We start from the raw sequence: 14,255 nt of genomic DNA on the forward strand, positions 1-14,255 counted from the left end.
TCACCTAAACAGGATGACTGCATTTCTGCAGTATTCATCAATTTTGGATTTCCTTGAAAATTCACCCATATGCTCATAAATTTCTGAAAGTGCTGAGTCCAGAATTTCCTTTTCACTCCCATTTAGCTTGTTGAAATAGTAGAGATAGTCTAAAGTTTCTATGTCCTGTTCCTCCACCAGTGTCATTTCACCCAGGAAATCATATTTTTTTACAAATCTTTTTAATTCTTCTGTGTATATCCTTTTTGGCCCTTCCATTTCTAGCTTGAATTGCTCTAACCTGTTTGGTATTCTGGCGCTGGCATAAAAAACATATGCATTTTCACTGAATTCATCTATTCCATTGGATATGGAAAAATTCACCATATGGGCATATATTTCATTAAGCGCTGAGTCCAACACATCCTCGGGTGTTCCATTTAGCTTATTCAAATAGTATATGTAATCCACTGTGTCTATATCAGGATCTTCTATTAGTATTGGTTCACCTAGGAAATCGTATTTTTTGATAAATCTTTTCAGTTCTTCTGTGTATATCTTTTTAGGTTCTTCCATTTCCATTCTGAATTCATCTATTTTTCTCATATATTCTCACCTCTTTTTGCTTTTTTATTTTTTCTTTATTTTTAAAAATACTTTGTATATGGTATTATATAAAGCTTTTCTAAATTTAAAAGTCAATATTTTAATTATAATGAAAAATTATAATGATTTAATAAAAAATAAGCAAAATTAGAGGAGAAAATTTATGTATAGTTTTATATGGTAAACTTGTTTATTAAATTAAAAAATTGTTGTGGTGATTTTTATTTCTTTCTTCTACCAACCACTCTACCAAACTGATTGTTTTCACGTATGAGATCGCCATCGATATAGTACTTAGGCCTTCCATACATTCCTTCTCTTATATAGTTGCCGTCTATTCTATATGCTGGCCTACCGAATTGATTGTTTTCCCTGATTATGTCTCCATCGATGTAGTATTTAGGCCGGCCGTACATTCCTTCAACTATAAAGTTTCCTTCTGTGGACACTGAAGGTTTTCCGAACATGCCCTCTACAATAACTTCTCTTCTATTTTCATCAGCTATTGTCTCATATGAATCATCATCTTCTCTTTCTGATTTAGGATAGTTTATTTGAGGATTGTTTTCCTTATATGTTTTAAGAGGGTCATAGTCAATGTAATCTTCTTCTTTCTCTTCAGTAGCTATTTTATTTTTCACTGGTGAGTTGATTCTTTCAAGGTAATCGTTATAGGATTCCCCTTCCCTTTGATTGTACTTGCTGTGGGATTCCTTTAGATAGTCTTTGTATTTATCTTCGTGTTCAACTAATTTGGTTCCGCATTTTATGCAGAACTTTTGATCTTTTTCTATTAGCTTGGCTCCACAGTTGAAACAGTAGTTCATATTATCCCTTTTTCATTAGTTAAATTTTCTTTTAATTTAGAGATTAATAAATTTTTTTCTATCTAATAATAATTTTATAATCATTTCGTGATTTACATTATAATTTTAATTTTTTAATTTTGGGTCAATATTTTAATCATTTTGTAATATTTTATTGATTTCGTTATTTGTGATTTCATATAAATATTTCATTGATTTCGAAAAAATATGCTTTATGAAAAATTGTAAATTGTTAAAAGTAGCTCATTTGTTTCAAATTTCTAAAAATATTTTTTTAAAATAGTTTTCATATGCTCTCAAAATATTTTTTAAATATAACAATTATAGATTTATTATGGAATTTGAAATCTTTGCAGATGAAACACATATCAAAGATGATAACGGCAAAGAATATCTTGGAATTGGTTGTTTATTTGTTCCAGTTTCATATAAACATACTTTATCAAAAAAATTATCTGATTTAAGATGTTTAAATGAAGATTTTAGAACTTGGACATGGGATTTTGAAGATTGTAAACATCTATGTAAAGAGAAATATCATAACCTAAATAATTTTGAGATTCATTTTAATGAAATTGAGAAAAGCACTGCTAAATCCAAGTTGAAAATATATGAAAGATGGATTAAATTCGTTGTAAATCACAATAAACATAAAGAAGATAAAGATAAATTATTATATTTTTCTATATTGTATCTTGATTTAGATAAATTAGATTTTGATACATTTGGTGTTAATAAGGATACTACAAATATTTATAATCGTTTTTTTAGGACAGTCATATTATCCGCAAAATCATTTTACTTTAAAGATTTTGACTTTACAATAAATAATGTTTATCATGACATTGCAGATGAAAAACAAGTGCATGATTATTTTGACTGGCATTCTTTACATTTCTTAAAAAATAAGCGGATTAATGTAAAAACAGATAAAATTGAATTTATCAGTTCTAATCATAAGGCTTATGATGATGTTGAACAAAAAGAGAATGCACACCTTATTCAGCTAATAGATTTAATATTAGGTTGTTCTAATCAAATCTTATTTGGGGTTTCTAAAAATAAGAATAAAATTAAAATAGCTGCAGATTTTTATCCTCTTTTTAAAAGATTATGGAAAGAACCTTATAATTTTAATAGTCCTTTTAATCATGCTAGGAGTCAACAAGTTTCAATTTTTCCAATGACAACAATTAAATCACAGAAGGACTTTGATGGATATCTTAAACATGTAAATCAATTTCATAAGAATCTAGAGATTAAAGATCCTATTTCTTTAATCGAACATAATTCTTTAGATAGTTGGTTATAGGTGGTGATATGATGTTTAATAGTTTAAAATATTTTTTGGAATTAAATTTACCTATGCATCCATATTCTTTTCAGCATATCCCAAAAGAGGATTTGAGTGAAGATTTATTAAAAATAGAAAATGAGCAATTATTGAAATTTTGTGAAAAAGAAAAACAAAAATTAAATTTTTTATTAAATAATGTAAAAGAAGAGGATATTATTTTAGAATTAAAAAAATATTACATTTTAAATGAATTTGTAGATTTGATTCCTAAAATTCGATTAATTGCTTTAAAGACTACTAATAAACCCTATAATTTAAAAGATTTAGAAGAATTAACTGTAGATAAGGATGGTTTAGTTTTATTCCATGACATTTTAGAATATAATAGTGAAAATAAATATATGTTATGTTTACCTATTAGTGATGGAAATTCAAATTATTGGCTTTCGAAAGAAATTTATAAATTAAAAGATGAAAATATATCTTTTAAAATTAGATTAGACCCTTTAGCGATAAATCCAATAGATGCTGTTTATAAGATGACTGTTTTTGGTGAACAGTTAGACTGGGAAAAATTAAGTCAAATTAAAGATATTACTCAAGCCCGATTTTTAGAAAATGATACCATCACTGAACTTTATTGGAATAAAAGAGAGAATAAATTACATTTCTTTTGTGAAGAATTACCTAAATTTGAAGAAATCGAATATAGAGGTAGTAGATATTTTCATGCTATTTATGATATTACTAACCAAAAGATAATTCATTGTGATGGGTCTGTAAAAATATATGAAGAACTGGATTTTTTAAACAGAAACGATATTCATCTTTGGGATGAAAATTCTAAGAATTATGGACAATATGTTAAGATTTTCAGAGCTGATGGTGAAATTAGTACAGATAATTTTACTTCATTAATCACAAGTTTCTTTGTTCGTAATAATGATATAAGCAATTATTTTAAAACTTTAACTAAAGAGAATTAATATTAGTCATTTTTTATTCTTTTCAAATAATATCTCTTTATTCAAAAAGAAACATGTTTTAGTCACATCCTTATTAAAGAAAGTATTATAAGCATCATCACTTTTTTGACCCTTTGGCCCTATTTCCAATATTTGATTTTCAAATGAGTTAGGATAAGGCAATAAACTCACATCTTCTTTTTCAATGGTTTCCTTTACCATATTATAACTTGTTTCAATTGAATCCAAGTCATCATCATTGAAACTTATTTTATTTACTCCTTCTAAAATTCTTTCTCCATTTTTGGATCCTGCTTTTGGTTCTTTCCATAGAATATTCAATATGGTTGTCTCATCAAAGAACAACTTCCAATAGGAATCTTCCCAAGTGTCTTCAAATTCACTTAAAGTTAGGTTTCTAAAAGACATTCTTTCCCTATATGTTCCCTTTGGAGTAATAGGTGAATTTTTTATAATGAAACTTGTTTTCTTGAATAAATCGTCTTTTTCTGCAAGTTCATCATCTTTTCCAATGATTTTATCAGTTATCATTTTATTGAGATTTTTTGGTATTTTTTCCTTGTATGTTCGTCCAGTTATTTCCTCTAAAATCTCAAGTTGGCTTTTTCCAATATACGGCCGTAATTTATCTAAAACATACTCTTCAACAGTTTTAAATTCATTTGTATCAAAGCTGATGGTTGTTTCTATACTGTTTAGGATACCGGTCATATATGAATTTTTAAGTGAATATGCTCTTGGCTTTGCAGGTATAGTAGAGTTTGGTTGAGTTGTTCTGTCTTTAGATGTTCTAGCTTTAGTGCAAGCCCCAAGATATGATGTATCACTTTCAGACAATTCATGAGCACGGCCATCTTTTACCTTTTGTTTTATGATGTAAAAGTCATTTTTAATTGTTTCTTCATCTTGGCCCATATCATATAATTGGTAATCTGTTATTAGGAAATCTCCAATATCCTTTCCTTTTTCATAGAAATACCAAATGAATAGGATTTTTTTATTTTTATAGATTAATTTGCTGTATTCATATTCTTCATTGATTATTTTATTGAAGTCAATTTTGCTTAGGGAAACTCTTTCTTTAGCTGATTTTTCACCTTTTTTGTTCTTTTTATAACCTGTTACTTTTAGTTCAACTCCAATTTTATCAAAATCAGCTCTAGGGTCAGTGTTTATAGGATATTTATAGAAACCGGTTTCTACAACTTGGCCTAAGACACCTTTATTTCCTTTTAGATTTGTGGTGTTTTCAAGTAGGTGTTCTGAATCTATTTCATTAAATGTTTTACCTTTAATCGCTTCTGTGTAGTGAAGTAATTCCTCAATTGTATCAAATTTCATATTTTAATCCCCTTACTTAATATTTTGTTTTATAGTTAATTATACATAAATATTAGTTTTCAAATGGACTTCCAGTGGTTCTTTTTATTTAAAAGTTAAATATAAGTATATAAATTAAAATTTATAAAATATAATAAGAGGAATTTTTATGGATAAAACAGTAGTTGAATTATTTGCAGGTGTTGGTGGATTCCGTTGCGGATTCAATCATGTAAGCCTTAAGGATGGAAAAGTCCAAGAGGAAGACAATTGGGACTTTGTTTGGGCAAATCAATGGGAACCTTCCACTAAATCACAAGCTGCATTTGATTGCTATGTTGAAAGATTCGGTGAATCTGAGAATCATGTAAATGAGGACATAGCTACTGTAGATAAAAAGATAATTCCTAATCACACTCTTCTTGTTGGAGGATTCCCTTGTCAGGATTATTCAGTTGCTCGTTCTTTATCTGGTGAAAAGGGAATTGAAGGTAAAAAAGGAGTTCTTTGGTGGCAAATATCTGAAGTTTTAGAGGAAAAAAGGCCTCCTTTTGTTTTGCTAGAAAATGTAGATAGATTACTAAGATCACCTGCTAGCCAAAGAGGAAGAGACTTTGGTGTAATGCTTAGAACATTAAATGATTATGGGTATTCTGTTGAATGGAGAGTAATTAATGCTGCAGAGTATGGATTCCCACAAAAGAGAAGAAGAGTATTTATTTTTGCTTATCATAAGTCTACTAATTATTATAAAAAGATGGATAATGTAGATTATGAGGATTTAATTTACAAGGAAGGAATTTTTGCAAAGAATTTCCCAATTCAATTTAACACTGATAAGAATTTAGATGGGAAAGAAGTTTCTAATGATGAATTTGGTAAAACTTCAATCAAAAAGAAAGATTTTAAAGATCTTGTAGCTATTAGTGATGATTTTGATTTCCATTTCTATAATTCCGGTCTTATGCATAATGGAAATATTTACACCTTTAAGACTTCTCCAGTAGAATGTGAAGATGTAACCACTTTAGGAGATATTATTGAAAAAGGAGAAGTTGATGAGAAATATTATCTCGAAGGTGAAAAATTAGAAAAATGGAAGTATTTGAAAGGATCTAAGAAAGTTCCTCGTAAACGACCTAATGGTGAAACTTACTATTTTTCAGAAGGTAAAATTGCATTTCCTGATAAATTAGATGTTCCAGCAAGAACTATGCTAACTAGTGAAAGTACAACAAATAGAAGTTCTCATGTAGTTAAAGATGTTAAATCAGGTAATTTAAGAACTTTGACACCAGTTGAAGCAGAAAGAATTCAAATGTTCCCAGATGATTGGACTAATATTGAATCTAAAGCAATGACTGAACGTAGAAGATACTTTATGATGGGTAATGCACTTGTTGTTGGTGTTGTAGAGCGTTTAGGTGATTATATTTCAGCTATTGTTGAAAAAGAAGACTAATTTTTTTAATTTACTTTTTTATTCCCCTATCTATTAATTTTTTTAGAAAGTATTTTATTCAATAAATTATATAGTATATTTAAAGGTATAATACTATTTATGTAAAAATGGGGGATTTTTATTTTGACTAATTCTGAAAATTTAGATATTTGTCCATTCTGTAATAAGACAATACCACAAGGCCCTGCTTATTTTTGCCCTACTTGTGGAAAGAAATTGGAAGAAAAATATTCTAAAAGGCAAATTATTTTAGAAAATAGTGATATTTTAATGGATGAAACTGATATTGAGGACTCCTCCATCGATGAATTAGAAGATATTGCTAGTTTAATTGAGTCAAATAGTTCTTATTCTAATGATTATATTTCAGACGATGAAATATTAACAGAAGAAATTATAAGCAGTAATAATCATATTTCTGATGAAAATATAGAAGAAGAATCAGATTTGGATGATAAAATCATTCAAAATGATGATTTAAGTGAAGATAGCTTAAAATCACAAAATAATTCAATTAAATTAGACCTATTCCTAAAGTATTGTGTAGATAATCAGTTCTTATATAATTTCTTGAGATATAAAATTGCTGATGCGAATGGGGATAAGGAGACTTTAGTGAATAGAATCATATCTAGTTTTGATTTAAGAGACATTATCAATTTCAAGTATAATTATACATCCTCTAGTTTGGAAAATATTTTTGATTCATTTGTAAAACCTTTAAAAGTTGTAGATTTAGTTGATATTGCTGAGAAATATGATGTTAAGGTATCTTTAAGCAAAGGTGCTTTGAAAAATAACTTTTTTGAAAAATTTGATTCTTACGATTTGATTATTATTTTAACTAATGAAGGATTGGACATTACTGATTATTCGAAAATTTCTGTTTTAGAGCAAATTTATCTTTTAAGTGATGAAAAATTAATAAAAGAGGCAGGTAAATGTCCAAATATTGAAAAATCAAGGCATGAAATGATTTCTTGTGTAGTTAAGAATTTAAGTGAAGGATTTTTAATAAGTAATAATAAGTTTGAAAGAGGGGAGGATTAGATGAATCTAAGACTTTATACAACTAAGGAAGATTCTGAGAATTTCAGCAAATCTTTTTCAACAAAATTATACCCTAAATTTGAGCGCAGTACTTTTTTATTTGTAGATTTTAGCCTCAACAAATCTCAAAAAGATGTATTTAAAATACAGGTTTTTTATTCAGAAAATGGATTTTTTTATACTAAGTTTATTTCAAAAGAAATTATTAGGCATGCTTTTGGAAAATGGAATCAGCTTAATTTCATGTTAGCTAGAGATAAAAATAAACCTTTAACTCCTTTATTTATTTTTGATTTCCCATTAAATAATTCTAAATCATCATATGATGCAGCATTTGCTAATATTAATGGTAATTTACATATTTTATCTAAAATATATGACTTATCTGATGAGCATTTCAAGTTATTGAAAAAATCCTATAAGTTATACAAAGTTAAAGGTAAAAATCATGTTTATTTCGATTTTGGAAACTGCTTTAGTTTCATTGATAAATTTTTAAATAATCTTGAAACTATTTTGGGTGATGTAGATTTCAAATTAAATGATTCTGATGAATTAATTATTAACCCTATTCCTTTAGATTCAATTAGAAAAAGGGAAGATAATTATAAATTCTGTATGATTTGTGGTAAAAAATTAGAATCAACTCTAAATAAAAATTTATTGGAGCTTTCTCGAAAGTTTCCAGCAAGATGTGAAAATTGCTTAAAGAAAATTTATGCATTAGATCTCTATTATAAACTAAATGAAGGTTCTATTTCAACCAATATGCTTTCCACATCTGAATTGGAATATATGTGGGATGAAGAAGGATTGTTTGAATATAATTTTAAATTATTAAAAGATTATGGATTTTTAAAGCCATTTTCTGATGATATTTATAAGTTATATCTCAATGAAGATATTAACGAGGCTTTTGGTTCTTTATTAAACCCTATTGAAGAAAAAGAAGAGGAATCTAAATCAAGATCAGCACTTGATGATTACTTTGGCTTTACTGATGATAAAGAAAAACCTAAATGCAGAATTTGTGGAGAGGAAATGGAAGAAGATGATGGAACTGATATTTGTTCTAATTGCTTCGATAAGCAAATGAGTATAGAAAAAATACACAAACTTTTAGAATATGTAAAACCTGGAACAGGATTTAATAAATCTTCTTTGATTGAAAAAGGTTTTAATAATATTGATTTGGATATAATTATTGCAGATTTAGAAGATAATGGTTTGTTAAGATATGATTCTGATGATCTCATCATTTTAGCTAATAGAACTAAATTAAATGAATTTATTAGGGAGTATTCTGATTCTGAAGAATATATTATTAAAATAAATGAAGAAGAAATTCCTAAATTAAATATTTATGACGAATATTTGAAAAGTGAAGAAACCTTAGATAAAGCAATAAATCTAATAGATTATCAAAACTTTGTTGAATGTTATTATAATCATGAAAATTCTGATTGGATTGTTACACTTAAAAAGGAAGGCCATATTTTCCTAAGTCAAAATTTTGCCACTCCATATCAAGCTAAACTGATGGCTGTACGATATTTAGGAGAAATAGGCATTGTAAACATTATAAAAGATAATTTTGATTCGAAGTTTGAGAATAATCATGTATTGAGGGAACCTACGGAAATTAAAGATGCAAAAACCGAAGTAAATCTAGAGTTGTCTGAAGAATCAAAAGATATTGGGCCTAAGAAGGATTCTGATGTTTCCATTAAATCTAATGTATCTGATAATAAATATAAAAAATGTGTCATATGTGGAAATGAAATTATTCACAAAGATTATGCTACAAATAGGAAATATTGTGATGAATGCAAAAATAAATATAAACCTTCAGAATTAAGTGCTTTAGTTGGTATTAAAGAGGGTAAATACACTAAAGAAACAGTGAATTCTATTAAAAAATTAAAAATGGAAGGAAAAACCAATACTCAAATTGCATATAAATTAGGCATACCTAATCCTCTAATTACCCCTATTTTAAGACATTATCCTACAGATAATGCTTCATCATTATCATTTGTTTCTGAGGAAAAAAAGGAAAGCAATAATAGTAAAGTGTGCCCTATTTGTAAAAAAACTTTTGAAGAAAAAAAGAGAGGGTCTGGGCAGAAATATTGTGATGATTGTAAAAGCAAATTTACTCCAACTGAAATTCAAGTGTTAATAGGAATAAATGAAGGGAAATACAACACAGAACTAGCTAATAGACTTAAAAATTTAAAAGAATTAGGTTTTACAAATACTTTTATTTCATCCGAAGAAAATATCCCATTAACTCTAGTAACTCCTATTATCCATATATTATTAGATGATGATAAAAAAATTGATGGAATTTCTTTCAATAAGAAATTATCCAAATGGTTTGTATATACAAAAGTTAATAAAGAATATATTAATTTAGGATTTTACAAAACAAAAGAAGAAGCTATTTTAGCTAGAAATAAATATTTTGATGTCCATCCTTATAAAGAAAACTTTAACAAATTGGATTCATCTGTAGAAGAAACTGAAGAAGAAATTGAAAAAATTGAAGAGGAAACTCAAAATGAATCAGTAAAACAATTATTCCAAAAAGATTGTGGAGATAATTATTCAAAAATTTTCTTAAAAGGTATTATTTCAGAAAAAGATAGAGTTTCTATTTTCAATTTTATTTCATTTATAAATTGCAATTTAAACAAACTCCTTTGTGAAAAACTAGAAGATGATAATTATGATTTCATGTTAGACATTGATATAGAAAAAAGTCGTTTAAAATCAGCTTTAAAGGATTTAAAATTATTAGGTTGGGAAAATGGAAAATAGCAGTTCAAATATTAAATTAAGGGATTATCAAATAGAAGCTATTGATGCTTGGTTTAATAATGATTGCAGAGGTATTTTTGAAATGGCTACAGGCACAGGAAAGACTTTTACTGCTCTTTCTTGTTTTAAGCAACTTTCAGATACTAAAGACAGATTATTAACCGTTATTGCATGCCCTCAATCTCATTTGATTGATCAATGGATAAATGAATTAAAAAAATTTCATAATGGCCCAATTATAACGGCATCTGGAAAGAATTACAAATGGAAAAAAGATTTTAAAAATTTATATGCTGATTATTATTTAGGGCTAGTTGATAAAGCAGTTGTTTTAACAACACATATTTCTTTATCTTCAGATTATTTCATAGATACAATTCAAGAATTTGAAGTAGAAATATTGTTAATTGTTGATGAAGTTCATGGAATAGGTTCAGAAAAACAAATGTCTGCATTAAATAATCGTTATGATTATCGTTTAGGATTGAGTGCAACTCCTGCAAGATGGTTTGATGATTTTGGAACTCATGTTATTGAAGAATTCTTTGGTGGAGTTGTATTTGAATTTGACATAGAAAGAGCTTTAAATGAGTTTAATCCAGATACAGGAAAGACTTACTTAACTCCTTATATTTATAAACCGATACTCGTTGATTTAACGAATGAAGAATTTGAAAAATATTCTAATTATAGCAAGAGAATTGCTGTAATGATGGAGGCAGGTGAAGAAAAGGATGAAAATGGAATAAGTTTAGAGACATATTTCTTTGCTCGTCAGAAAATTATTAATAATGCTGAAGAGAAATACAAAGCATTTATTGATATTCTAGAAGAAAAACCAGACATTGATAAATTGATTGTATTTTGTTCTCCACGGCAAATAGACAGAGTTCAGGAAATTTTAAATGAAAAAAGGATTATTCCCCAACATAGATTCACTCAAAAGCAATCGGCTACAAAGAAGAAAAAGGATTTGTATTCAGAGAGGGAATATTTGCTTAAAAATTTTGAAGATGGATCTTATAGGGCTTTAGTGGCAATTAAATGTTTAGATGAAGGAGTGGATGTTCCTTCAGCTGAAAACGCAATTATTATGTCAAGCACTTCCAATCCAAGAGAACACGTCCAAAGAAGAGGCCGTATTTTAAGAAATTCTCCTGGAAAGGAAAGAGCTATTATATATGATATTTTGGTATTTCCTAAAGAAACAACTAGAATAGGGGAAAAAATAAGAGAAAAGGAAATCAACAGATATATGGAATTTGCATCTAATGCAGAAAACTCATGGGAATGTATAAAATTATTGAAGAGATTGGGAGAATGGTGATTGTATGGCTTTAAAAGTAAGTAAAAATCTAATTGAGCATGTGAAAAATTCAGGGTATGATAAAAAGACACAAGATTTTATTATACAAGCTTTGAGATTAGAATTTAAAAGAGAAAAGGAAGATGTAACTCATTATTTTAGAAATTATGATAATTTAATTGAGAGTTTTTTGGAGTAAGGTGTAAAAAATGATACTTAATAAGGTTTCTATTCGAAATTATCGCCAATATAGAAATGTTGATATTGATTTTGCACATGGAAATGGCAAAAATTTCACAATTATTAAAGGTAATAATGGTACAGGTAAAACTACGTTATTAAATGCATTAAGTTGGTGTCTTTATGGTTCTGAAATTCATGACTATAAAGATGATTCTTCAATGGATATTTGCAATAATAAAACAGAAAAATTAGCTATTATTGGGGATGAAATAAAAGTTAGTGTAGAATTAGAATTTTTAGATGAAGGAGAAATATTGGCTTTTCATAGAGTTAAAGGGTTTAGAAAAACTGGTAATGGTTTAATTTCACAACCGCGTTTAGATAAATTTGAAGTTAAAACTCAAGATGGAATGGATATAAAAGTAAAAAGAGATGATTTTTATACAATTGAACGTAAAATACCAAAGGATATTGAGGATTATTTCTTTTTTGATGGAGCCCGTTTAAGCGAATACTTCCAAAAAAATAAAACAAAACAAATTAGAAAAGCTGTTTTTAGTTTATCCCAATTAAATTTACTTCAAAATACTAGTCAAAACATGCTAAAGGTAAAAAATCAATATATTGATAAACAAAAGAAAATCAAACCTAAAATAGGTAATGCTAATGCAGAAGTTAGTAGATTAACTCAAGAATTAAAAGAAGCCGAATCTTCTTTAATTAATGCAGAAAAAATATTAGTTGAGATTAATGATGAAATAGATAATATTGATAATGAGTTAATCAATAAGAAATCTGCGGAAGTAAGAAAAAATGCACAAGAAAATAAAAGATTAGAAACTAAGATTTCACAAAACAATAAAAAATTATCTAATTTAGAAAATAAACGTAAAAAACATGTATTAAGTAGATATCCTTTCATTTTATCTTATGAAGCATTTGTTAATTTCCTAGAGTTAGGTGAGGAATCAAGGGAAAAAGGTTATATTCCCCCTAAATTTAAAAAAAGTTTTATAAGAGATTTATTGGAAAGTGGAAAATGTATATGTGGTACAGATTTAAATGTTGATTTAGAACATAGAAAAATGTTGGAACAATTGTTAGAAGAAACAAATCCTTTAACAGATCATGCTGAAGAACTTACAGTAGCTTTAAATCAAGTGAAAGAAGTCATTATAAAAGATATTAAGAAATTTAAAACAACATCTTTTGAGATACATTCTGAAATTCGTTCTATTAATGAAGAGCAAGAAAAATTAATTGCTGAAAAAAGGGATGTTGAAGCAAGTTTGAGTGCGAATCCTTTAGAAGATATTGAAAGATTAACAAAACGTAGAAAAAAGATGGTTTCCTCAAGGAAAAATACAGAATCTAAAATTAATAATTTAAAATCTCAAATAGATAGATTAAACACCAATTTAGGGGAGCAACGAAAATTATTAAATGCTGAAGATCGTTACAAAAAACAAGATGCAGAATTTGATAAAAAAATTGCTTTCTGTGAAGAAATTAGTGAAGCTACAGATGAACTCTATAACAAATTAAAAGAGGATATGAGGAAAGAGGTTGAAGCACTTACCAAAGAAAAATTCATAAAAATTTCTTGGAAAGAAGACGAATTTGTGGATATTAAAATTGATGAAGATTATGAAGTTTTCATTAAGAACAGATTAAATCATTTAGAAAGGCCTGGGGATTTATCTGATGGTGAAAAATTATGTTTAGGTCTTTGTTTCATGTCTGCATTACATAATATCTCTGGGTTTGATTTACCAATTATTATGGATACTCCCCTTGGTAACTTAGATGTTGATATGAGACATAATATAGCAGAGTTCTTACCTAAATTCGTTGGAGATAAACAAACAGTATTGCTAGTTACTGGAACAGAATATACCGATGATTTTAGAGATACTCTTCATAGAGCTGTTGGTAAAGAATACACAATCGAATGGAATAATTCTGATGAGGGTAAAGAATCTAAGGTGGTTTTAAATGGCTAAAGTAAATGAAAGAAGGATTAATTATAATGATGATGATTATGAAACTTTAAAAAGATTAATGGTCGAAGAACCTTTTAGAAGTTTAAATCTCATAGATATTTTTGCAATTTCTTTAATATATGGTAAAAAAGCAGGAATAAGAACTCCTTTAGATAAGAAAAAAACTGGCCGTATACGTCAAACAACAATTGAAAATTCTAATGTTCATTATTTAATGATGGCGATTGCTGTTGAGGAAACAGAGAGTTTTGAAATTTTAGCTAAACGTAATGATTACTTTAAAATATGTGAAGAATATGCAAAAACTGGGCTATCTCTTTTAGAAGAAGATTTCATTGAAAATCCTAAAGGATTATTAGATGATTTAGAGCTTGAAGCATTAAAATATTTTGATAAGGTTATAAAATAATAAT

Annotated in this window: 12 protein-coding genes; 9 read left to right on the plus strand and 3 right to left on the minus strand. The window is 27.5% G+C overall.

Going from position 1 to position 14,255, the window contains the following annotated elements; translation table 11 throughout:
* Both ACJMLB_RS03935 and ACJMLB_RS03940 read right to left on the minus strand, forming a co-directional pair.
* Complete coding sequence (locus ACJMLB_RS03935; RefSeq protein WP_296856149.1) at positions 1-585, minus strand: hypothetical protein; 585 nt, start codon at positions 583-585, stop codon at positions 1-3.
* Between the two features lie 221 nt (positions 586-806).
* Entirely contained in the window at positions 807-1,412 is a 606-nt protein-coding gene (locus ACJMLB_RS03940) for a zinc ribbon domain-containing protein (RefSeq protein WP_405323835.1), read from the minus strand.
* Between the two features lie 334 nt (positions 1,413-1,746).
* Here ACJMLB_RS03940 and ACJMLB_RS03945 point away from each other — a divergent pair, with 334 nt between their 5' ends.
* Together ACJMLB_RS03945 and ACJMLB_RS03950 are read left to right on the plus strand one after the other, a co-directional pair.
* A complete protein-coding gene (locus ACJMLB_RS03945; RefSeq protein ID WP_405323837.1) occupies positions 1,747-2,724 on the plus strand; it encodes a hypothetical protein in 978 nt (325 codons plus the stop codon).
* Positions 2,725-2,735: 11 nt separating this feature from the next.
* On the plus strand, positions 2,736-3,695 hold the full coding sequence (locus tag ACJMLB_RS03950; protein WP_405323839.1) for a hypothetical protein: 960 nt from the start codon (positions 2,736-2,738) through the stop codon (positions 3,693-3,695).
* 6 nt (positions 3,696-3,701) lie between these two features.
* Here ACJMLB_RS03950 and ACJMLB_RS03955 read toward each other — a convergent pair whose 3' ends face one another.
* Positions 3,702-5,036: a Sau3AI family type II restriction endonuclease gene (locus tag ACJMLB_RS03955; protein WP_405323841.1), complete on the minus strand. Its 1,335-nt coding sequence runs from the start codon at positions 5,034-5,036 to the stop codon at positions 3,702-3,704.
* Between the two features lie 148 nt (positions 5,037-5,184).
* Here ACJMLB_RS03955 and dcm point away from each other — a divergent pair, with 148 nt between their 5' ends.
* From dcm to ACJMLB_RS03990, 7 genes are all read left to right on the plus strand, one after another.
* The gene (dcm, locus tag ACJMLB_RS03960) at positions 5,185-6,477 is read left to right on the plus strand and encodes a DNA (cytosine-5-)-methyltransferase (protein WP_405323843.1); all 1,293 of its coding nucleotides are present in this window, start codon (positions 5,185-5,187) and stop codon (positions 6,475-6,477) included.
* A gap of 123 nt (positions 6,478-6,600) precedes the next feature.
* A complete protein-coding gene (locus ACJMLB_RS03965) occupies positions 6,601-7,527 on the plus strand; it encodes a hypothetical protein (RefSeq protein ID WP_405323845.1) in 927 nt (308 codons plus the stop codon).
* Positions 7,528-10,350, plus strand: coding sequence for a hypothetical protein (locus ACJMLB_RS03970; protein WP_405323847.1), 2,823 nt, complete (start codon positions 7,528-7,530; stop codon positions 10,348-10,350).
* The gene (locus tag ACJMLB_RS03975; protein WP_405323848.1) at positions 10,340-11,677 is read left to right on the plus strand and encodes a DEAD/DEAH box helicase family protein; all 1,338 of its coding nucleotides are present in this window, start codon (positions 10,340-10,342) and stop codon (positions 11,675-11,677) included. Before ACJMLB_RS03970 ends, ACJMLB_RS03975 begins: the two co-directional genes overlap by 11 nt.
* Positions 11,678-11,681: 4 nt before the next feature.
* Positions 11,682-11,855 carry a hypothetical protein gene (locus tag ACJMLB_RS03980; RefSeq protein ID WP_405323850.1) on the plus strand — a complete coding sequence of 58 codons (174 nt, stop codon included), beginning with the start codon at positions 11,682-11,684 and terminating at the stop codon, positions 11,853-11,855.
* Positions 11,856-11,865: 10 nt separating this feature from the next.
* Positions 11,866-13,842 carry an AAA family ATPase gene (locus ACJMLB_RS03985; RefSeq protein ID WP_405323852.1) on the plus strand — a complete coding sequence of 659 codons (1,977 nt, stop codon included), beginning with the start codon at positions 11,866-11,868 and terminating at the stop codon, positions 13,840-13,842.
* Complete coding sequence (locus tag ACJMLB_RS03990) at positions 13,835-14,251, plus strand: hypothetical protein (protein WP_405323854.1); 417 nt, start codon at positions 13,835-13,837, stop codon at positions 14,249-14,251. The genes ACJMLB_RS03985 and ACJMLB_RS03990 overlap by 8 nt, the downstream gene beginning before the upstream one ends.
* Positions 14,252-14,255: the final 4 nt, after the last annotated feature.

Source organism: Methanobrevibacter sp. (genome assembly GCF_045114555.1).
Taxonomy (GTDB): domain Archaea; phylum Methanobacteriota; class Methanobacteria; order Methanobacteriales; family Methanobacteriaceae; genus Methanobrevibacter.

Bases quoted from the DNA above. Each gene is read 5' to 3' on its own strand.
- ACJMLB_RS03935 (WP_296856149.1), bottom strand. From the start codon at position 585: ATGAGAAAAATAGATGAATTCAGAATGGAAATGGAAGAACCTAAAAAG.
- ACJMLB_RS03940 (WP_405323835.1), bottom strand. From the start codon at position 1,412: ATGAACTACTGTTTCAACTGTGGAGCCAAGCTAATAGAAAAAGATCAA.
- ACJMLB_RS03945 (WP_405323837.1), top strand. From the start codon at position 1,747: ATGGAATTTGAAATCTTTGCAGATGAAACACATATCAAAGATGATAAC.
- ACJMLB_RS03950 (WP_405323839.1), top strand. From the start codon at position 2,736: ATGTTTAATAGTTTAAAATATTTTTTGGAATTAAATTTACCTATGCAT.
- ACJMLB_RS03955 (WP_405323841.1), bottom strand. From the start codon at position 5,036: ATGAAATTTGATACAATTGAGGAATTACTTCACTACACAGAAGCGATT.
- dcm (WP_405323843.1), top strand. From the start codon at position 5,185: ATGGATAAAACAGTAGTTGAATTATTTGCAGGTGTTGGTGGATTCCGT.
- ACJMLB_RS03970 (WP_405323847.1), top strand. From the start codon at position 7,528: ATGAATCTAAGACTTTATACAACTAAGGAAGATTCTGAGAATTTCAGC.
- ACJMLB_RS03975 (WP_405323848.1), top strand. From the start codon at position 10,340: ATGGAAAATAGCAGTTCAAATATTAAATTAAGGGATTATCAAATAGAA.
- ACJMLB_RS03980 (WP_405323850.1), top strand. From the start codon at position 11,682: ATGGCTTTAAAAGTAAGTAAAAATCTAATTGAGCATGTGAAAAATTCA.
- ACJMLB_RS03985 (WP_405323852.1), top strand. From the start codon at position 11,866: ATGATACTTAATAAGGTTTCTATTCGAAATTATCGCCAATATAGAAAT.
- ACJMLB_RS03990 (WP_405323854.1), top strand. From the start codon at position 13,835: ATGGCTAAAGTAAATGAAAGAAGGATTAATTATAATGATGATGATTAT.